At 71.5% G+C, this 20076-nt stretch carries 21 protein-coding genes; 14 read left to right on the forward strand and 7 right to left on the reverse strand.

Annotated features, from left to right (window positions below; translation table 11 throughout):
• The first annotated feature begins 269 nt into the window (after positions 1-269).
• Together C3492_RS32875 and C3492_RS46195 are read left to right on the forward strand one after the other, a co-directional pair.
• Positions 270-1277: a hypothetical protein gene (locus tag C3492_RS32875; protein ID WP_258056043.1), complete on the forward strand. Its 1008-nt coding sequence runs from the start codon at positions 270-272 to the stop codon at positions 1275-1277.
• Positions 1278-1447: 170 nt separating this feature from the next.
• Positions 1448-1579 (forward strand): hypothetical protein, encoded by a 132-nt coding sequence (locus C3492_RS46195; protein ID WP_258056038.1) that lies wholly within the window; start codon positions 1448-1450, stop codon positions 1577-1579.
• Between the two features lie 114 nt (positions 1580-1693).
• Here C3492_RS46195 and C3492_RS32880 read toward each other — a convergent pair whose 3' ends face one another.
• Complete coding sequence (locus tag C3492_RS32880) at positions 1694-2347, reverse strand: class I SAM-dependent methyltransferase (RefSeq protein WP_103816303.1); 654 nt, start codon at positions 2345-2347, stop codon at positions 1694-1696.
• A 232-nt stretch (positions 2348-2579) separates the two neighbouring features.
• On the opposite strand from C3492_RS32880, the gene C3492_RS32885 reads away from it, so the two are divergent.
• From C3492_RS32885 to C3492_RS32920, 8 genes are all read left to right on the forward strand, one after another.
• Positions 2580-3815, forward strand: a complete 1236-nt coding sequence (locus C3492_RS32885; RefSeq protein WP_181140675.1) for an amidohydrolase — start codon at positions 2580-2582, stop codon at positions 3813-3815.
• A gap of 301 nt (positions 3816-4116) precedes the next feature.
• On the forward strand, positions 4117-5172 hold the full coding sequence (locus C3492_RS32890) for a BMP family protein (RefSeq protein WP_103816304.1): 1056 nt from the start codon (positions 4117-4119) through the stop codon (positions 5170-5172).
• A 164-nt stretch (positions 5173-5336) separates the two neighbouring features.
• A complete protein-coding gene (locus C3492_RS32895) occupies positions 5337-6896 on the forward strand; it encodes an ABC transporter ATP-binding protein (protein ID WP_258056044.1) in 1560 nt (519 codons plus the stop codon).
• Positions 6893-8020 (forward strand): ABC transporter permease, encoded by a 1128-nt coding sequence (locus C3492_RS32900; RefSeq protein WP_058081670.1) that lies wholly within the window; start codon positions 6893-6895, stop codon positions 8018-8020. The genes C3492_RS32895 and C3492_RS32900 overlap by 4 nt, the downstream gene beginning before the upstream one ends.
• The gene (locus tag C3492_RS32905) at positions 8020-9306 is read left to right on the forward strand and encodes an ABC transporter permease (protein ID WP_103816306.1); all 1287 of its coding nucleotides are present in this window, start codon (positions 8020-8022) and stop codon (positions 9304-9306) included. Before C3492_RS32900 ends, C3492_RS32905 begins: the two co-directional genes overlap by 1 nt.
• Positions 9303-9701: a cytidine deaminase gene (locus C3492_RS32910; RefSeq protein WP_103816307.1), complete on the forward strand. Its 399-nt coding sequence runs from the start codon at positions 9303-9305 to the stop codon at positions 9699-9701. Before C3492_RS32905 ends, C3492_RS32910 begins: the two co-directional genes overlap by 4 nt.
• An 80-nt stretch (positions 9702-9781) precedes the next feature.
• The gene (locus C3492_RS32915; protein WP_181140679.1) at positions 9782-11059 is read left to right on the forward strand and encodes a thymidine phosphorylase; all 1278 of its coding nucleotides are present in this window, start codon (positions 9782-9784) and stop codon (positions 11057-11059) included.
• A gap of 95 nt (positions 11060-11154) precedes the next feature.
• Complete coding sequence (locus C3492_RS32920; RefSeq protein ID WP_103816309.1) at positions 11155-11739, forward strand: Uma2 family endonuclease; 585 nt, start codon at positions 11155-11157, stop codon at positions 11737-11739.
• Between the two features lie 7 nt (positions 11740-11746).
• On the opposite strand, the gene C3492_RS32925 is transcribed toward C3492_RS32920, so the two are convergent.
• Positions 11747-12667, reverse strand: a complete 921-nt coding sequence (locus tag C3492_RS32925) for an AEC family transporter (RefSeq protein ID WP_103816310.1) — start codon at positions 12665-12667, stop codon at positions 11747-11749.
• Between the two features lie 81 nt (positions 12668-12748).
• Here C3492_RS32925 and C3492_RS32930 point away from each other — a divergent pair, with 81 nt between their 5' ends.
• Positions 12749-13135: an STAS domain-containing protein gene (locus tag C3492_RS32930; protein ID WP_146075737.1), complete on the forward strand. Its 387-nt coding sequence runs from the start codon at positions 12749-12751 to the stop codon at positions 13133-13135.
• On the opposite strand, the gene C3492_RS32935 is transcribed toward C3492_RS32930, so the two are convergent.
• Together C3492_RS32935 and C3492_RS32940 are read right to left on the reverse strand one after the other, a co-directional pair.
• Positions 13019-14032: a sigma-70 family RNA polymerase sigma factor gene (locus C3492_RS32935; RefSeq protein WP_103816311.1), complete on the reverse strand. Its 1014-nt coding sequence runs from the start codon at positions 14030-14032 to the stop codon at positions 13019-13021. The genes C3492_RS32930 and C3492_RS32935 overlap by 117 nt on opposite strands.
• Positions 14033-14181: 149 nt before the next feature.
• The gene (locus tag C3492_RS32940) at positions 14182-15483 is read right to left on the reverse strand and encodes an MFS transporter (RefSeq protein WP_103816312.1); all 1302 of its coding nucleotides are present in this window, start codon (positions 15481-15483) and stop codon (positions 14182-14184) included.
• A gap of 63 nt (positions 15484-15546) precedes the next feature.
• Between C3492_RS32940 and C3492_RS32945 the strand changes: the two genes are divergently transcribed.
• Positions 15547-16500, forward strand: a complete 954-nt coding sequence (locus C3492_RS32945; protein ID WP_103816313.1) for a LysR family transcriptional regulator — start codon at positions 15547-15549, stop codon at positions 16498-16500.
• A gap of 12 nt (positions 16501-16512) precedes the next feature.
• Here C3492_RS32945 and C3492_RS32950 read toward each other — a convergent pair whose 3' ends face one another.
• Positions 16513-17280 carry an alpha/beta hydrolase gene (locus tag C3492_RS32950; protein ID WP_181140676.1) on the reverse strand — a complete coding sequence of 256 codons (768 nt, stop codon included), beginning with the start codon at positions 17278-17280 and terminating at the stop codon, positions 16513-16515.
• A gap of 134 nt (positions 17281-17414) precedes the next feature.
• Between C3492_RS32950 and C3492_RS32955 the strand changes: the two genes are divergently transcribed.
• Both C3492_RS32955 and C3492_RS32960 read left to right on the forward strand, forming a co-directional pair.
• On the forward strand, positions 17415-18578 hold the full coding sequence (locus tag C3492_RS32955) for an adenosine deaminase (RefSeq protein WP_103816315.1): 1164 nt from the start codon (positions 17415-17417) through the stop codon (positions 18576-18578).
• Between the two features lie 151 nt (positions 18579-18729).
• Positions 18730-19113: an ATP-binding protein gene (locus C3492_RS32960; protein WP_103816316.1), complete on the forward strand. Its 384-nt coding sequence runs from the start codon at positions 18730-18732 to the stop codon at positions 19111-19113.
• Between the two features lie 75 nt (positions 19114-19188).
• Here the strand turns inward: C3492_RS32960 and C3492_RS32965 are convergent, their stop codons facing one another.
• Positions 19189-19389, reverse strand: coding sequence for a PspC domain-containing protein (locus C3492_RS32965; RefSeq protein WP_014674578.1), 201 nt, complete (start codon positions 19387-19389; stop codon positions 19189-19191).
• A 110-nt stretch (positions 19390-19499) separates the two neighbouring features.
• Positions 19500-20063 carry a VanZ family protein gene (locus tag C3492_RS32970; RefSeq protein WP_103816317.1) on the reverse strand — a complete coding sequence of 188 codons (564 nt, stop codon included), beginning with the start codon at positions 20061-20063 and terminating at the stop codon, positions 19500-19502.
• Positions 20064-20076: the final 13 nt, after the last annotated feature.

A 20076-nucleotide genomic window follows, 5' to 3' on the forward strand; every position in this document is an offset into this window, starting at 1 on the left:
GGGGGGAGTCCGGTGTGCCGCTCGGCGCTGGCGGCGTGGGGCCGGGTGTGCCGTTCGGCCCTGGCGGCGGGGATTCGGGTGTGCCGTTCGGTCCTGGTGGCGCGGGGTCGGCCACGGCCTCCGTGCCGACGCCGGCGCTGCCCACGCAGCCAGGGCCGGCACACGTCGGTCCCAGTCCCGCGCAGGCCGACCACGCCGGCGTCGATGCCGCGCACGCCGGCCCGGTGTCCGCCGTGCCCGCACAGGGGCGGCGGTTGCCTGCCGGGGCGGTGGCGGCCGGGGCGGTGGCGGGTGGTGCCGGGGCGGTGGCGGGCGGTGCGGAGCTCACCGTCGTCGTGCTGTCCCCGACCGACCCGATGACCCGGGGCCAGCTGCGCCGCATGGCGGACCTGGCCCGCGACGAGGGGTACCGGGTGCGCTGGGAGGAGGCGCGGGGCGGCACGACCGCACCCTTCCACACCATCGGCGGCCTGGCCGGCTCCCTGCGCCGGGCCGACCGGATCGTCATGGGAGACCCCTTCTCCCGCTACGTACAACTGCTGCTGACCATCACCCGCGCCCGCGAACTCGTGGTCGTGGACGACGGCACCGCGACGATGGAGTTCGTCGCCCAGCTGGCCCGCGGTGAGCGCCTGGTCCGCTGGCACCGCAAGGGCGGCCGGCCCGGCGCCCGCGACCTGCTCTTCGCGCCGGTGTCCTCCTCCGCCCGGCGCCGCCTCACCCCGAGCGACCGCCGGCGCGTCGAGGTCTTCTCCTCCATGCCGGTGACCGAGATCCCGGACGGCGTGACCGTCACCGCCAACGACTTCGCCTGGACCCGCGCCCGCTTCGGCCCCCCGCGCATCACCCAGAGCGCCGACCTGGTCGGCACCTCCCTGGTGGAGACGGGGGTCGTGGACGGCGACCGCTATCTGGAGGCCGTCCGGAACCTGGCCAAGGCCCACGGCGCCACCCGCTACTTCGCCCACCGCCGCGAGAGCGCCGAGAAACTGCACCGTCTGGCCGTCGAGACGGGTCTGGAGATAGTCCGCCCGGACCTCCCGCTGGAACTGATCGCCCGCCGCGGCCCGATCGGCCGGACGATCCTCAGCTTCCCCTCCACCGTCGTCCACACCCTGCCGCTGGCCCTGGCCGGCACGGGCGTCCGTGTGGCGGTCTGCGACATCGACCCGACCTGGCTCACCGACACCGCCTCCCCTCGCGCCCAGGGCTTCCTGTCCGGCGTGACCGGCACGGCGCGGGACGTCCACCGGCTGGCGGCGGTGAGCCCGGCGTAGCCGTGGTTCGCGGGACTCATCGACCGTGGACATGAGTACGGATACTCAGGCGTCACGTGATCACACAGCGATACCGTCGTTCACCCGATGTACGGGACCGTGCGCGCGGCAGTGGCCGATTGCCGGCATCGGGTAGACGGGGAACGGGGAAACGGGGAGGACGTTCACGCATGGCTTGGGACGAGTGGGAGCAGCTGAAGGAGGACGCGGTAGCGCGTGGTTCCGCTCACGTGCAGCTGAATCACGTCCCGGACCCGGTGGGGGTGGGCTACGACCGCCTGAAGTCGGACAAGAAGGCCTGATCGACGGCCGGTGAAGGCGTCTCAAGCTGAGCCTGATGGTCGTCTCCGGCTGCTACCAGGTCCCCGACGGCCAGGAGGTCGAGCACTTCTAGGCCCGCCTCGCAGCCGCCCGCCTCACCCCCGGCGGGCCAGCACGAACCCCCGCGGCCGTGTCTCCTCCCCGGCCGGCTCGCGCAGCACCGTCGCCACCAGTTCCAGACCGGCCCCCGTCAGCGCCTCGGCGACCTGGTCCGGCGTGCGCCAGTAGTAGTCGAGGTCGATGTCGTGGCCGAACCGCTCGGTCAGGTGGAGCCGGCCGGGCTCGGGGCCGGACTGGAAGCCGAGCAGGGCGTGCCCGCCGGGGGCCAGCGTGCGGTGGAACTCCGCGCAGGCCGTCGGCAGCTCCCCGTCCGGCAGGTGGATGGTCGAGTACAGGGCGAGGACGCCGCCCAGCGTAGCGTCGGGCAGGTCGAGTGCGGTCATCGAACCGACGTGGAAGCGCAGGGCGGGGTACGCCGCACGGGCCAGCGCCACCATCGCGGGGGAGAGGTCGACCCCGAACACCGGCACACCCTGCCCGTGCAGCAGCGCGGTGATGTGCCCGGGCCCGCTGCCCAGGTCGGCGACGGGGGCGGAGCCGTTCGCCGTGACCAGCTCGGCGAAGGTCCTGATCAGGGTGCGGTCCAGCGGGTGGAGGTCCCCGGGAGGGAAGCGGGCGCCGTAGTCCTCGGCGATCGTGTCGTAGGAGGTACGGGTCGTCCGGAGGAAGTCCGCGGTCGAGTCGCTCACGTCGGCGGACCCTACCGCGAGGGCACCGCGGCGGGGTCCGGTTCGTGGACATCGCGCGCGTGACCCCCGTGAGGCGTGGTATCCGTGGAAGAGGAAACAGAGGTTTTACCCACCAGAGTTCACCGCCATGCGTCCGCCGGTCAGATTTTATTCCCCTAACGGACTGAACTTTTGTTGATCGTGGGGTGGTCGACCGGCCGGGCGTCCTACCCTTCAGAGGGTGAAGCAATTGATGTCCCTAGAGTCCGAGGCCGGCCTCCCGGGGGATGTGCTCCCCGGCGTGCTGAGCGAGTCCCTGCACGCCGAACTCGTCGCCTTCCGGCGCGACTTGCACATGCACCCCGAGCTGGGCAACCAGGAGTTCCGTACGACCGCCGCGATCAAGGAGCGGCTGGAGCAGGCCGGGCTCAAGCCCCGCGTCCTGAGCACCGGAACGGGACTCGTCTGTGACATCGGTCTCGCGGAGGGTGAGCACCCGTCCGTCCCCCTGCTGGCCCTGCGCGCCGACATCGACGCCCTGCCCATCCCGGACACGAAGAGTGACTGCCCGTACCGGTCGACCGTGCCGGACCGGGCGCACGCGTGCGGTCACGACGTGCACACGACCGTCGTCCTCGGCACCGGGCTGGTCCTCGCCGACCTGCACGCCAAGGGCCTGCTGCCCCGCCCGGTGCGGCTGCTGTTCCAGCCCGCCGAGGAGGTGCTGCCCGGCGGCGCCCTGGGCGCCATCGAGGATGGCGCGCTGACCGGCGTCGGCCGCATGCTCGCCGTGCACTGCGACCCCAAGGTGGAGGCCGGGAAGGTCGGGCTCCGGCACGGGCCGATCACCAGCGCCTGCGACCGGCTGGAGATCGCGCTCGACGGCCCCGGCGGGCACACCGCCCGCCCCCACCTGACCACCGACCTGGTCACCGCTGCCGCCCGGGTCGCCGTCGACGTCCCCGCGCTGATCGCCCGCCGGGTCGACACCCGTGTCGGGCTCGCCCTCACCTGGGGCCGTATCGAGTCCGGCCACGCCCCGAACGTGATCCCGCAGCACGCGGAGCTGTCCGGGACCGTGCGCTGCCTGGACCTGGACGCCTGGCGGCAGGCCCCCGACATCGTGCACGCGGCGATCGACGAGGTCGCCACCCTGCACCGGGCCAAGTCGGAGATCACCTATGTGCGCGGGGTGCCGCCGGTCGTCAACGACCGGGAGTCGACCGAGCTGCTGCGCCGGGCCATGGTCGCCCGGCGCGGCATGAAGTCCGTGGAGAGCACCGAGCAGAGCCTCGGCGGCGAGGACTTCTCCTGGTACCTGGAGCACGTCCCGGGCGCCATGGCCAGGCTCGGGGTGCGCCGGCCCGGCGAGCGCACGGTGCGCGATCTGCACCAGGGCGATTTCGACGCCGACGAACACGCGATCACAGTGGGTGTGGAGATGTTCACCGCCGCCGCGTTCCTGGACGTCAACGGGTCGCTGAGCTGAGCGGAGGGCCCCCGGTGAGCCCCGCTCACGGGCCGGCCGGGGGCCGATTTCCGGTCCGGCGCAACACGGATGCAAGCCAATCGTGCACTGAGCGCAACAGTGGTGTGAGAGGACCAAGACGCCGAGTTCAGGCAGTGTTTGCCTCGAATCGATAACGGCTTCGCGAGAGGGTTTTTTGCGACATCTACGCGCGTTACGATGCCGCGAAGCCGACGCCGCCGGGGCGTCTCGGCCGAAGCACTGACATGGTGCTCACATCAAGCGCCGCCAAGGCGCTCAGGTCAGGTGAAGGAGCCTTCCCGTGCGCCGGGTAGCCAAGCTTTCCGCTGCGTGTATCGCCTCCGCAGCTCTCGCACTGACTGCCACTGCCTGTGGCAGCACCTCCTCCGACAACGACTCCGGTTCGCCCGCCTCGGGTGACGGCAAGGGTGTCAAGGTCGGTCTCGCCTTCGACGTCGGCGGCCGTGGCGACCGCTCGTTCAACGACTCCGCCGCGCGCGGTGCCGACAAGGCGGAGAAGGAGTTCGGCGGCGACATCAAGGAGCTGACCGCGAAGACCTCGGACACCGAGGCCGACCGCGAGCAGCGCCTGTCGGACCTGGCGGACGCGGGTTACAACCCCGTCATCGGTGTCGGCTACGCCTACGCCGCCTCCATGACCAAGGTCGCCGCGAAGTACCCGAAGACCACCTTCGGCATCGTCGACTCGGTGGTGAACGGCAAGAACGTCGACAGCATCACCTTCACCGAGGAGCAGGGCTCCTACCTGGCCGGTGTCGCCGCCGCGCTGAAGACCAAGACCAAGCACGTCGGCTTCATCGGCGGTGTCGACGTCCCGCTGATCAAGAAGTTCGAGGCGGGTTACGTCCAGGGCGTCAAGGACACCAACCCGAAGATCAAGGTCGACACGCAGTACCTGTCCCACGGCTCGGACACCTCCGGCTTCGCCAGCCCCGACAAGGGCAAGGAGGCCGCGCAGGGCATGCTCGACAACGGCGCGGACGTCGTCTACTCGGCGGCCGGCTCCTCCGGCAACGGCGCCATAGAGGCCGTGGCCGGCAAGAAGGGCGCCTGGGCCATCGGCGTGGACTCGGACCAGTACAGCATCCCGGGCCTGGCCAAGTACAAGAACTCGATCCTGACCTCGGTCGTCAAGAACGTCGACGTCGGTGTCTACGACCTGGTCAAGTCCGTCCACGACGGCAAGCCGCTGACCGGCACCAACACCTACTCGCTCGCCAAGGACGGCGTCTCGCTGGCCACCAGCGGTGGCTTCATCGACGACATCAAGGCCAAGCTGGACGCGGCGCAGAAGAAGATCGTCGACGGCTCGATCAAGGTCAAGACCACCCCGTGACCTGACGGGTCCCGTCGGACCCCGGCTCGGCGGGGGCGCCCTCCGGAGCTCCCCGCCGAGCCATAACAATGTGTCAACTCTACGCGTGTAGCACGGAGTTGCCGCGCTAGCGTCGCCGACGCCTGCCCCCTCCCCGCAGCCCCTTTCCCCGAGGAGAGTGCGCCATCAACGCGTCCAGCCCTCCCGCTGCCGTCGAACTGCGCGGCATCACCAAGCGTTTCCCCGGCGTCGTCGCCAACCGCGACATCGACATCACGGTCCGCACGGGCACCGTCCACGCCCTGTGCGGTGAGAACGGCGCCGGCAAGTCCACCCTGATGAAGATCCTCTACGGCATGCAGCAGCCGGACGAGGGCACCATCACCGTGGGTGGCGAACAGGTCGTCCTCCACAACCCCGGCGACGCCATCGCCCGCGGCATCGGCATGGTGCACCAGCACTTCATGCTCGCCGACAACCTCACCGTCCTGGAGAACGTCGTCCTCGGCGCGGAGAAGCTGCACGGCATCGGGGGCCGGGCACGCGCCCGGATCAAGGAGATCTCCGACGCCTACGGCCTGGGCGTCCGGCCCGACGCCCTGGTCGAGGAACTCGGCGTCGCCGACCGCCAGCGCGTGGAGATCCTCAAGGTCCTCTACCGCGGCGCCAAGACCCTCATCCTGGACGAGCCCACCGCCGTCCTCGTGCCGCAGGAGGTCGACGCCCTCTTCGACAACCTGCGCGAACTCAAGGCCGAGGGCCTCACCGTCATCTTCATCTCGCACAAGCTGGGCGAGGTGCTCTCCGTCGCCGACGAGATCACCGTCATCCGGCGCGGCACCACCGTCGGCACCGTCGACCCGCGCGGCACCACCCCCAAGCAGCTCGCCGAGCTGATGGTCGGCAGCGAGCTGCCCACCCCGGAGACCCAGGAGTCCACGGTCACCGACGTCCCGATGCTCACGGTGGACGGCCTGCACCTCGCGCAGACCGACCTCGACGGCGTCGAGCGGATCATCCTGGACGAGATCTCCTTCACCATCCACAAGGGCGAGGTCCTCGGCATCGCCGGTGTGGAGGGCAACGGCCAGTCCGAACTGGTCGAGGCGATCATGGGCATGCGCCGGCCCGACGCCGGCGTCGTCACCCTCGACGGCACCGACATCTCCCAGGCTCCGACCCGCGACCGCCGCGAGTCCGGCATCGGCTACGTCCCCGAGGACCGCCATCGCCACGGCCTGCTGCTGGAAGCGCCGCTGTGGGAGAACCGCATCCTCGGTCACGTCACCGAGAAGCCCAACTCGCGCGGCGGACTGCTCGACCTCAAGGCCGCCCGCGCCGACACGCAGCGCATCGTCGAGTCCTACGACGTCCGCACCCCCGGCATCGACGTCACCGCCGCATCCCTGTCCGGCGGCAACCAGCAGAAGCTGATCGTCGGCCGGGAGATGAGCCACAGCCCCAAGCTGCTCATCGCCGCCCACCCCACCCGCGGTGTGGACGTCGGCGCGCAGGCGGCCATCTGGGACCACATCCGCGAGGCCCGCCGCGAGGGCCTGGCCGTGCTGCTGATCTCCGCGGACCTGGACGAGCTGATCGGGCTCTCCGACACCCTGCGGGTGATGTACCGCGGCCGTCTGGTCGCCGACGCCGACCCCGCCACGATCACCCCCGAAGAGCTGGGCTCCGCCATGACGGGTGCGGCCACCGGCCACCTGGAGCACACAGAGGACGACGCGCGATGAACAAGCTGACCTCACGGATCGACAAGGAGCGGCTGCTCCTCGGCGTCGCCGCGCCCCTGCTGGCGGTCGTCGCCGCGCTCGTCGTCACCACCCTGGTGATCCTCGCGACCGGCAAGAACCCCGGCGACGCCTTCAGCGACATGGTGACCTACGGCTTCGCCAGCGACAGCCAGGTCTACATCCTGAACAAGGCGACGACGTACTACCTCGCGGGTGTCGCGGTGGCCATCGGCTTCCGCATGAACCTGTTCAACATCGGTGTCGACGGCCAGTACCGGCTCGCCGCGTTCATCGCCGCCGTCCTCGGCGGGGCGCTCACCGTGCCCGGCTGGATCGCCATCCCGCTGATCATCCTCTGCGCCATGGCGACCGGCGCCCTGTGGGCGGCCATCGCCGGCGTCCTCAAGGTGACCCGGGGCGTCAGCGAGGTCATCGCGACCATCATGCTCAACTCGATCGCCACCGCGGTCATCGCCTACCTGCTCCAGCCCGGCAAGCTCGGCCAGCTGGACCAGGCCGGCACCCTCGTCTCCACCAAGCCGCTGCCGTCGTCCTCGTACTTCTTCAGCTTCGACACCGGCCCGGCCGGTGAGCTGTGGGGCTTCATCGTCATCGCCGTGCTCGTCGGCGTCGCGTACTGGTTCGTGCTCGGCCGCACCCGGTTCGGCTTCGACCTGCGCACCGTCGGCCAGTCCGAGACCGCCGCCGCCGCGAGCGGCGTCGGGGTGAAGAAGATGGTCGCCACCAGCATGATCATCTCGGGTGCGGTGGCCGGTCTGATCGGCATGCCGACCCTGCTGAACGACAGCCACCAGTTCAGCAACGACTTCCCGGCCGGCATCGGCTTCACCGGCATCGCCATCGCCCTGCTCGGCCGCAACCACCCGATCGGCATCGCCCTCGGCGCGCTGCTCTGGGGCTTCCTGGAGCGCACCACCAACCACCTGGAATTCCAGGGCTACGACAAGGAAATCCTCGGCGTCATCCAGGGCGTCATCGTGCTGTGCGTCGTCATCGCCTACGAGGTCGTACGCCGCTATGGGCTGAAGCGCCAGCAGCAGCGCGTCGGCGCCGAACTCGCCGCCCAGGCCGCCGCCCCGACGAAGAAGCAGGAGGTGGCGTGATGACTGCCACGATGACCGACGCGCCGCCGCCGGCGGCTCCCAAGGCGGCGGGCGCGCCGCAGCGTTCCGGCCGCTCCCTCGGCCTGACCCTCATGATCGTCGCGGGCGCCCTGCTGCTCCTGGCCGCCGTCCGCGTGATCACCGGCGCCAACCAGCTCGACTCCGCCGGCCAGGTCGGCGCCGCCCTCGGCCTCGCCGTACCGATCGGCCTCGCCGGACTCGCCGGCCTGTGGTCGGAGCGGGCCGGCGTGGTCAACATCGGCCTCGAAGGCATGATGATCCTCGGCACCTTCGGCGCCGGCTGGATCGGCTGGCAGTCCAGCCCCTGGCTCGGCCTGCTGTGCGGCGTCGCCTTCGGTGTCCTCGGCGGCCTCGTGCACGCCGTCGCCACCGTCACCTTCGGCGTCGACCACATCGTCTCCGGTGTCGCCGTCAACCTGCTCGCACTCGGGGCCACCCAGTACCTGGCCAAGCTGTTCTTCGCCGACGGCAAGGCCGCCGAGGCGGGCGGCAACCCCAAGCAGTCCCCGCCCGCGGACACGCTGCCCGACGTCACCGTCCCCGGCCTCTCGGACGGCCTCGCGTCGATCGAGAAGCACCACTGGTTCCTGGTCTCCGACCTCGCCGGCATCATCGGCGGTCTGATCACCAACCTGTCCGTGGTGACGATCATCGCCGTGCTGCTGTTCGTCGGCAGCTGGTGGCTGCTGTGGCGCACCCCGTTCGGGCTGCGGCTGCGCTCCTGCGGCGAGAACCCGGTCGCCGCCGAGTCCCTCGGTGTCAACGTCTACCAGTACAAGTACGCGGCCGTCGCCGTCTCCGGCGGCCTCGCCGGCCTCGGCGGCGCCTTCCTCGCGCTGGTCACCTCGCACACCTACCTGGAGGGCCAGACCGGCGGCCGCGGCTACATCGGTCTCGCCGCCATGATCTTCGGCAACTGGCGCCCCGGCGGCCTCGCCATGGGCGCGGGCCTGTTCGGCTACTCCGACGCGCTCCAGCTCCGCAACGGCGGCGTGACCGTGCACGCCCTGCTCCTGCTGCTGGTCGTCCTCCTCGCGCTGCTGGCCGGCTGGAAGCTCTACAAGAAGGCCCTGGTGCAGGGCGTCGTCAGCGCCGTCATGGCCGCGCTGGTCCTCGTCTGGTACCTGCTCACCGACGAGGTCCCCAGCGACTTCGTCGGCGCCACCCCGTACGTCGTCACGCTGCTGGTGCTGTCGCTGTCCGCACAGCGCCTGCGGATGCCGAAGGCGGACGGCATGCGCTACCGGAAGGGACAGGGCAAGTGACCGCCGCCGACTTCGACTGGGAGGCCCTGCGCGCCGAGGCGCGGGAGGCCATGAGCCACGCCTACGCCCCCTACTCCGGCTACCCGGTCGGCGTGGCGGCCCTGGTCGACGACGGCCGCACGGTCACCGGCTGCAACGTCGAGAACGCCTCCTACGGCCTCGGTCTGTGCGCCGAGTGCGGCCTGGTCTCCCAGCTCCAGCGCACGGGCGGCGGCCGGCTGACGCACTTCACGTGTGTCGACGGCACCGGCGCGCTGCTGGTCCCGTGCGGCCGCTGCCGCCAGCTGCTCTACGAGTTCGGCGGCCCGGACCTGCTGCTGGACACCCCGGCGGGCGTCCTCCCGCTCTCCGAGATGCTCCCCCAGGCCTTCGGCCCGGACCATCTCACCCAGTAATGCCGTACGGCCCCCCTGCCCCGCTCGCAGGGGGGCCGCACACTTCGCACCTCCCGGAAGGAACCACACCCGCCATGGCCATGGACGCCATCTCCGTCATCCGCACCAAGCGGGACCGCGGTGAGCTGACCGACGAGCAGATCGACTGGGTCATCGACGCGTACACCCGGGGCGAGGTCGCCGACGAGCAGATGTCCGCGCTCGCCATGGCGATCCTGCTGAACGGCATGAACCGCCGCGAGATCGCCCGCTGGACCGCGGCCATGATCGCCTCCGGTGAGCGCATGGACTTCTCCTCGCTGTCCCGCCCGACGGCCGACAAGCACTCCACGGGCGGCGTCGGCGACAAGATCACCCTCCCGCTGGCTCCGCTCGTCGCCGCCTGCGGCGCGGCCGTCCCCCAGCTCTCGGGCCGGGGCCTCGGCCACACCGGCGGCACCCTGGACAAGCTGGAGTCGATCCCCGGCTGGCGCGCGCTGCTCTCCAACGAGGAGATGCTCAGTGTCCTGGACACCACGGGCGCGGTGATCTGCGCGGCGGGCGACGGCCTGGCCCCCGCCGACAAGAAGCTCTACGCCCTGCGCGACGTCACCGGCACGGTCGAGGCGATCCCCCTGATCGCCTCCTCGATCATGTCGAAGAAGATCGCGGAGGGCACCGGATCCCTGGTCCTGGACGTGAAGGTGGGTACGGGCGCCTTCATGAAGACGATCGAGGACGCCCGTGAGCTGGCCTCCACGATGGTCGGCCTCGGCACCGACCACGGCGTGAGGACGGTCGCCCTCCTGACCGACATGTCCACCCCGCTCGGCCTCACGGCGGGCAACGCCCTGGAGGTCCGCGAGTCGGTCGAGGTCCTGGCCGGCGGCGGCCCCGCGGACGTCGTGGAACTGACCATCGCCCTGGCCCGCGAGATGCTCGACGCGGCGGGCATCAAGGACGCCGACCCGGCGAAGGCCCTCGCCGACGGCTCGGCGATGGACGTCTGGCGCCGCATGATCGCGGCCCAGGGCGGCGACCCGGACGCGCCGCTGCCCACCGCGAAGGAGCAGCACGTCGTGAAGGCCCCGTCCACCGGCGTCCTGACCCGCCTCGACGCGTACGACATCGGTATCGGCGCCTGGCGCCTCGGCGCCGGCCGGGCCCGCAAGGAGGACCCGGTGCAGGCGGGCGCGGGCATCGAGCTGCACGCCAAGCCGGGCGACACGGTGACCGAGGGCCAGCCCCTGCTGACCCTGCACACGGACACCCCGGAGCGCTTCGCGTACGCGCTCGAGGCGGTGGCGGGCTCCTACGACATCGCCGCGCCGGGCACGGCCTTCCAGGCCACGCCGGTGGTGCGGGAACGTATCGCCTGACCTGGGCTTTCCTCATTCGGGTGAACGGGACCGGTGGACCGCCGCCGGTCCCGTTCGGCATGCTGGGATCGGTGACGCACCGATAGGAGACCGCCATGAGCGCACTCACCGTCAGCCAGGACTCCGACCAGAACTGGGACGACCTCGTCCGGTACTGGGAGGAGATGGAATGGCCCGAGGGCAGCAAGGTGGAGATCATCGAGGGGATCATCACCGTGTCACCTGCTCCCGCATCCCGCCACAACGTGATCGCGGAACGTATCCAGCGTCGCCTCTACTCCGTGATCCCCGAAGACTGGGGAATCTTCCAGACACTGGCCATCGCCGTGCCGTCACGGCTGGGCATGCTCATCCCGGACCTGCTGGTGGCTCCGGTGCGGGAATGCGCGGAGTCGGACTCCCACATCCCCGCCGCCCTCGCCGAACTCGTCGTCGAGGTCACCTCCAGGTCCAACGCCGGCCACGATCGCGTCAGCAAGCCCGCCGCCTACGCCACCGCCGGTATCCCGCTGTACCTCCTGATCGACCGCTGGGCCCCCGGAGGTCCCACCGCGACGCTCTACGGCGAGCCGAAGGGCGACGTCTACCGGCTCCTCAAGGCGGTCAAGTTCGGCGATCTCATCGAACTGCCGGAGCCGTTCGGCCTCACCATCGACACGAGCGAGTTCCCGGTCGACTGATCCGGCGTCACCCCAACACCGCCGCCACCCCCACCAGCACCGGCACGGACACCACCGTCGACAGCAGGATCGACTCGCGGGCCAGGGATTCGGCCACCCGGTAACGGCTGGCGTAGGTGAAGAGGTTCTGGGCGCCAGGGAGGGCCGCGGTCACCACCACGTCCAGCAGGGGAGCGCCGTGCAGGCCGAGGACGCCCCGCGCCAGTACCCACGCCACCAGCGGCTGGCCCAGTGACTTCAGCGCGACGGACAGCAGGACCAAGTGGCTGTCCCGTCCCCGGCCGGGAGCCGGGCTGCCGTGCAGGGACATGCCGAAGACCAGCAGGGCCGCCGGGACGGACATGTCGCCGAGCAGGGTCAGGGGGTTCAGCAGCGGACCGGGCAGGTGCCCGCCCGCCGCCGACACCACCACCCCCGACAGCGAGCCCACCGCGATCGGATTCCGCAGCGGGGTCAGCAGACGCCGCCACACCGTGCCCTTCTCGCCGCCACCGGACAGGTCCAGCACCGTGAGGGCGACCGGCGTGACCAGGACGACCTGGAACAGCAGCACCGGCGCCACGAGGGACGCGTCGCCCAGGACGTACGCGGCGATCGGAATGCCGAGGTTGCCCGAGTTGACGTAACCGGAGCACAGCGCGCCGATCGTGGTGCGGCCCACGCCCCAGCGCCGTACCGCACCGACCGCGACGAAGACCCCCGCGACCACGGCCGTGCTGAGCGCCGTCACCAGCAGACGGCCGGAGAACAGGACCGACAGGTCGGCCCGCGCGAGGGTCGTGAAGAGGAGCGCCGGGCCGGCCACCGTGAAGGCCAGCCGGGTCAGCACCTCGCCGCCCTGCCCGCCGAGCGTCCCGCGCCGCCCGAGCACGTAGCCGACCGCGATGACGACCGCGATCACCGCGAACCCGCTCAGCACCCCCGCCACAGGGCCAACCCTGCGAGGAAGCAGGGGCACGGGTCAATGTGATCTCCGCCGACCGGGACACAGCGTGAGCCCGCGCCCCCGATGAGTTCCGCCCTGCCCGGCGGTCTACCGCACGTGGATGCCGAGACCCCCGCCGTGCTGGTGCTGCCCGGGCCCGTTCGTCGGGACGATGTGCCGGGGCTGTGTGCCGATGTGCGGGCGCTGCTGGAGGCCGGCGGGACCGGGGTGGTCGTGTGCGATGTGGGCGGGCTCGGGCCGCCGGGGCTGGCGGCCGTCGACCTGCTGGCCCGGCTGGAGCTGACCGCCCGCCGGGCCGGCGGGCGGATACGGCTGCGGGACCCCGACCCCGCGCTACACGGCCTTCTCGACCTCGTCGGACTCCGCTTCCAGGTGGAGGGGCAGACCGAAGAGCGGGAACCAGCGCTGGGTGTCGAGGAAGCAGTGGAATCCGGTGATCCGGCCGTCTGAGATCTCCAGCACCTGCACCGCCCACGGGCTGAACCCGCCGTTCTCCGGGTCCGGCTTGTAGTGCGCGAAGCCCGGCAGGCCGTTCGCCCGGACCGGCAGCAGCCGGGAACCGGCGCAGGAGGCGCCCAGGGTGGTCATGAAGCCGGTGATGTCCGCCGTACCGCGCAGCCACAGGTCGAACGGCGGCATCGTCATGATGGCGTCCTCGTGCAGCAGAGCCGTCAGCGCCGTCATGTCATAGCCCTCGAACGCCTTGACGTAACGCTCCAGCAGCTTCTGCTGCTCCTCGTCCAGCGGATCGGACACCGCCCCCTCGGCCCCCGTGTCCCCGCGCTCCGCGAGCGTCGCCCGGGCCCGCTGCAAGGCGCTGTTCACCGAGGCGACCGTGGTGTCCAGCAGCTCGGCCACCTCGCTCGCCTTCCAGGCCAGCACCTCACGCAGGATCAGCACCGCCCGCTGCTTGGGCGGCAGTTGCTGGAGGGCCGCCATGAAGGCCAGCCGGATCGACTCCTTGGCGACCGCCGCCTCCGCCGGGTCCTCCACGGCCGGCAGCACGCGCGCGTCCGGCATCGGCTCCAGCCAGGTGTTGTCCGGGCGCGGGGAGAGCGCCGCCCGCGCGAGCGGGGTGGCCTCCGACAGGTCCATCGGCCGGGCCCGCTTGCTGCCCGCCGCCAGCATGTCCAGGCACACGTTCGTCGCGATCCGGTACAGCCACGAGCGCAGGCTGGAACGGCCCTCGAACTTGTCGTAGCTCCGCCAGGCCCGCACCAGGGTGTCCTGCACCGCGTCCTCGGCCTCGAAGGAGGAACCGAGCATCCGGTAGCAGTACCCGGTCAGCTCGGTCCGGTGCTTCTCCAGTGCGACGTCCAGATCCGCCGTCGCCGTGCTGTTGCCCATCGTCCACCCACCCCTGTGGCCGTCCCTGTAGCGCGCCGTCGCGCCCCAGCACTTGGGAAGCTACCGCAGCCCACTGACAATGGCCCCCGGAGTGGGAAAATGCCCAGTTCAGAATGGTTGCTCGGGGAAGCTGAGCGGCGTGCGCCGCCTCAGTGCGCGCCCACCGGCTCCCGCCGGGCCGCCTCCGCCCGGGCCGCCCGGGCCGCCCGCGAGCCGAGGACGGTGATCGTGACGACGCCGAGGACCGCGAGGAGGCCGACGCCGACCGTGCCCGTCCAGCCGTTCGCGTGGAAGGCCAGCGCGCCGACCGTACTGCCGACGCTGGAGCCGATGTAGTACGCGGACTGGTACAGCGCCGACGCCTGGGCCCGGCCCCGCGTGGCCGTCTTGCTGACCGCCGAGGAGGCCACCGCGTGCCCGGCGAAGAAGCCCGCCGTGATCAGCACCAAGCCCGCCAGGACCAGCAGCAGGGAGGCGGTCAGGGACAGCAGCAGCCCTGCCGCCGTCGTACCGCCCGCCAGGTACAGCGTGCCCCGGCGGCCGAAGCGGCCCACCAGCCGGCCCGCGGCAGACGCGGAGACCGTACCGACCAGGTAGACCAGGAAGATCGAGCCCACGATGCCCTGCGGCAGTCCGAACGGCGCCGCCGTCAGCCGGTAGCCGATCACCGTGTAGACACCGCCGAACACCGTCATGAACAGCGCGCCGATCGCGTACAGGCGGCGCAGCAGCGGGTCGGAGAGGTGGCCGCGGACGGTGTCGAGCAGCACCCGGGGGCGCAGCGAACCCGCCGTGAAGTGCCTCGGCGCCGGCAGCAGCAGCCGGAACGCCACCGCGCACGCGACCGCGAGCGCGCCGATCACCCCGACCGACACCCGCCAGCCCCACTCCTGCGCGACCCAGCCGGTGATCACCCGGCCGCTCATGCCGCCCACGCTGTTGCCCGCCACGAACAACCCGATCGCCGTGACCAGCGCCCTCGGCCGCACCTCCTCCGCCAGGTACGCCTGCGCCGAGGCCGGCAGTCCGGCCAGGGCCGCGCCCTGCACGGCCCGCAGCACCACCAGCGCGCCGAGCGACGGCGCGAACGGCACCAGCATGCCGACCGTGACGGCCACGGCCAGCGAGGCGGTCATCACCGCACGGCGTCCGAACCGCTCCGACAGCGCGCTCATCGGCAGGACGAACAGCGCCAGGCCACCGGTCGCGGCGGCCACGGTCCAGCTCGCCTCGCTCGCCGGGACCCCGAACTCCCCGGAGATCAGCGGCAGCAGGGCCTGGGTGGAGTAGAGGAGGGCGAAGGTCGCGACTCCGGCGAGGAACAGGGCGAGGCTCATCCGGCGGTAGCCGGGGCCGCCCGGGGTCAGCCGGGAGTCGGAGTCGGCGTCGGAGGTACGGACGGGCGGAACGGCGTCCACGCCGGTGGACGCCCCGGTACTGGCGGGAGACATGCTTCGACCGTAGAGACGGCCCCACTCATGCGTCCAATGCATGGAAATGCCATAATCGTTCCCATGGCGCATCAGCAAAGCTCACAGGCGCGACTGTCACCGTCCAGTGACACAGAAGACATGGCGCTGTTGCTCGCGCCCCGCCTCGCGTACTTCGCCGGCGTGGCCCGTACCGAGCACGTCACCCGGGCCGCGCAGGAGCTGAACGTCCCCCAGTCGACCCTGTCCCGGGCGATGGTCCGCCTGGAGCGGGACCTGGGTGTCGACCTGTTCGCCCGCCACGGCCGCACGGTGTCCCTGACCACCGCCGGCCGCACCTTCCTCGCCTCCGTCGAGCGGGCCCTCGCGGAGATCGGGCGGGCCGCCGAGGAGGTCCGCGCGGACGCCGATCCGGCCACCGGCAAGGTCGCCTTCGGCTTCCTGCACACCATGGGCGCCGAGACCGTACCCGGCCTGCTGCACGCCTTCCGCGCCGACCACCCGCGCGTGCGCTTCAGCCTCGTCCAGAACTACGGCGAGGCCATGCTGGAAGGACTGCGCGCCGGCGAACTCGACCTCTGCCTCACCTCACCCGTCCCCGACGCCCCCGACCTGGTCGCCCGCCGCCTGGACGAGCAGAAACTGCGTCTGGTCGTCCCCGCGGACCACCGCCTGGCGGCCCGCCGCCGCATCCGCCTGGCAGAAGCGGCCGAGGAGATCTTCGTCACCCTGGAACCGGGCTACGGCCTGCGCCGCATCACGGACGACCTCTGCCGCGAGGCCGGCTTCAAGCCCCGCATCGCCTTCGAGGGCGAGGAGGCGGAGACATTGCGCGGCCTGGTGGCGGCGGGCCTCGGGGTCGCCCTTCTGCCGCCCCCGACCGTCCCGCGCCCGGGTGTGGTGGAGCTGACGGTCACGGCCCCCAGGGCGGTCCGCGAGATCGGCGTGGCCTGGCCGGCCGACCGCCCGGACACCCCACCGGTGGCGGCCTTCAAGAAGTTCCTCCTCTCCAGGAGGGGCAACCTGCTGCCCAGCTGAGGCCGCCCGGCCCTACCGCTTCAGCTTCCACGACCTGCCGAACCCCGCGGCCAACGGCATCCGAAGTCCGATCGGCGGCGGCGCCGCCAACGCGTCCTCCACGGGACGGGACACGGAGTGCCCGAACAACGCGCCCAGCACGAAATCCACCGCGAGACACCGCACTTCGTCCCGGTGCCCGTGCAACCCGTGTCCGTCGGAGTGCACTTCGAACCGGCACACCTCCCGGTTCACCTTCTTGGCCCGCGCCGCGAACCGGAACGACAGCTCGGGATCGGTCCGTTCGTCGTTGGTGCCGTGGGCGATCAGCACCCGCCGCCCGACGAGCTGCTTCACCGGCTCGGCCGGCGCGGCGACGTCCTCCTCCGGCAGCCACGGGGCCAGCGCCACCACGGCGTTGACCGCCTCGTGCCCGCCGGCCCGCAGCGCCGCGCGTCCGCCCATGTCCACGCCCACCAGGCACACGGGAACGTCCCCGTACCGTCGTACGACCTCATCGGCGGCCCACTCGGCATCCACCGCCAGATGCGCCTCGCTGCCGTTCCAGCCGCGGTAGCGGTACTGCACGGGATGCACGGCCAGCCCCTCGTCCCGGCCCGCGCGGGCCAGCGCGCGGCCCAGGGAGCGGACGAGGCTCATCGCCCGGACAGGGGACGGCCGGCGGACGGAGACCTCCTCCCCGCCGGGGAGCAGCAGCACCGCTCCGCTCACCGACGTCGGCTCCGCGCCGACTGCCTTCCCCAGCCCGGCCGTTCGGACCGGCGTCGCTTGCTGTCCCATGGCAGAACAGTGTCAGAAGGCGCGGTGTACTAAACCCGTGCGCCCGGTCACCGTTGCGTATCGACGGAAAAGTGCCGGGAATCCGTTGTCGCGGGCACCGGGCGCTCTACGCGCGTAGGAGTTAGAGTGCGGAAATGACGAGCCAGACCGCACCGACCGGGAACGCCCCCACCGCGGACCAGATCCGCCGGGCGCCCAAGGTACTGCTGCACGATCATCTCGACGGCGGGCTCCGCCCGGGCACCGTCGTAGACCTCGCCCGGGAGACCGGGTACGCCGACCTTCCCGAGACCGACCCGGACAAGCTGGGCATCTGGTTCCAGGAGGCCGCCGACTCCGGCTCGCTGGAACGGTACCTGGAGACCTTCCGGCACACCGTCGGCGTGCTCCAGACCAAGGAGGCCCTGGTCCGGGTCGCCCGCGAGTGCGCCGAGGACCTCGCCGAGGACGGGGTCGTCTACGCCGAGGTGCGCTACGCGCCCGAGCAGCACCTCGACCGGGGCCTGTCCCTGGAGGAGGTCGTCGAAGCCGTCAACGAGGGGTTCCGGCAGGGGGAGCGGCTCGCCCGCGAGAACGGCCACCGCATCCGGGTCGGCGCCCTGCTGACCGCCATGCGGCACGCGGCCCGCTCCCTGGAGATCGCCGAACTCGCCAACCGCCACCGTGACTCGGGCGTGGTCGGCTTCGACATCGCCGGTGCCGAGGCCGGCTACCCGCCCACCCGGCACCTGGACGCCTTCGAATACCTCAAGCGCGAGAACAACCACTTCACCATCCACGCCGGCGAGGCCTTCGGGCTGCCGTCCATCTGGCAGGCGCTCCAGTGGTGCGGTGCCGACCGGCTCGGACACGGAGTGCGGATCATCGACGACATCGAGGTCCGCGAGGACGGCTCGGTGAAGCTGGGCCGGCTCGCCTCCTACGTGCGGGACAAGCGGATCCCGCTGGAGCTGTGCCCCAGCTCCAACCTCCAGACGGGCGCCGCGCCCTCCTACGCGGAGCACCCCATCGGGCTGCTGCGCCGACTGCACTTCCGGGCCACCGTGAACACCGACAACCGGCTGATGTCGCACACCACGATGAGCCGGGAATTCGAGCACCTCGTCGAGGCGTTCGGTTACACGCTCGACGACATCCAGTGGTTCTCCGTCAATGCGATGAAATCAGCGTTCATTCCTTTCGATGAACGACTCGCGATGATCAATGACGTCATCAAGCCCGGATACGCCGAGCTGAAATCCGAATGGCTGTTCCGTCAGACCGCGTCCACCAGCGGTTCTGCCGGTTCTGAGGCATAGCGGCCGGGTCCTTCCCGGACCGGAATGCGGGCGCGGTTCCACACGGCGTCCGCATTTCGGTGTTTGCGGCGGATGGCCGGGGGTGTTTACGGTCGTGGACCGCTCAGATCGTTCGTGATCTCCCGTCTCCGCATGCAAGGACGCATTCCCCATGAAGCAGTCTGCTGCCAAGACCCTCGGTGTCGCCGCCCTCGGCGCCGCTTTCGCCGCCGCCGGTGCGGGCGCGGCCGACGCGGCCCCGGTCAGCCCGGACGCCGGCCAGACGCTGAACACCGTCACCAAGATGCTGCCGCCCGAGCAGGTCATCGAGGCGCTGCCGGACAGCGGCGCCGTGAAGACGGTGAAGCCCGTGGCCAAGCGGGGTGCCGCCGCGGCTCTGCCGACCGCCGGCAAGGGCGCGGCCACCGCGCGGCCTGTCGTCGACAGCGTCCTCGCCAAGGGGCCGACCAAGCCGGTCGCCGGTCTGCTCGGCGGACTGCCGGTGCGGGGCCTGCCCACGCACGGCGTGCCGATCAACGGCATCCCGGTCGGCTGAGCCGGCTTCCGTCCGACGCGCGCGGGGCGCTCCGGTGTATCCGGACGCGCCCCTGTGGCATGCCCGCGCCCGGGCTCACCAGGCGGTGCGGGCCTTGTCCTCGGACGGGAGCAGCAGCCACAGCGCTATGTAGAGCAGGAACTGCGGACCCGGCAGCAGGCAGGACACCAGGAAGATCACCCGCATCGTCGTGGCCGAGGTGCCGAAGCGCCGGGCCAGTCCGGCGCAGACTCCGCCGATCACGCGGCCGTGGGTGGGGCGGGAAAGGGCGGTCATGTCGGCTCCTCCGTGGTCGTCGGCTCGCTCGCGAGCCGGTGGCGGGTCCCCGGTCCGGGACCCTTCAACTGACTTCAACGGTACGGAGACGAAGCGGACGAAGCATCACTCTAAGGGGCGATACCGACCCTGGGAATCGTCGGGGTACGGCCCTGAGACAGCTCCTCCTGGACGGAGAGCGCCGGTTCGGGGGTGCCGGGTTCCCGGGTGTCCCGGCGTCGCAGCCGGGCGCGGGCCGCCGGTACGACGGCCAGGTGGGCCAGGACGACCCCCGCCGTGTTCAGCAGCAGCGAGTCGACGTCCACGACCCTGCCCGGCACACCGGTCTGCAGCAGGGCGATGCCGAGGGAGAGGAGGGCGCCGGCCGCGGCCGTACGGAGCAGGGACGCGACCGGGGAGACGGTGAGCCTGCCGTGCGCCATCGGGAGCAGCACGCCCAGCGGGGCGAGCAGCGCGAGTCCCTCACCGAGGGGTCTGACCGCCTGGGGCCACCCCAGCGCCAGGTCGGCCCGGATGCCGGCCAACGGGCGCAGGTTCGGGGGCATCACCCAGGGGACGTCCAGGGGGCGCAGCATCAGCCAGGCGACGAGGGCGAGATGTGCGACGAGGAGGACACCTCCCGTCACACGGATGCGGATCGCGGCGCTGCCGCCGATGGAGCCTTGACGCTGCACGACCCCCTAGACG

This window comes from Streptomyces sp. Ru62 (assembly GCF_002920615.1).
Classification (GTDB): Bacteria; Actinomycetota; Actinomycetes; order Streptomycetales; family Streptomycetaceae; genus Streptomyces.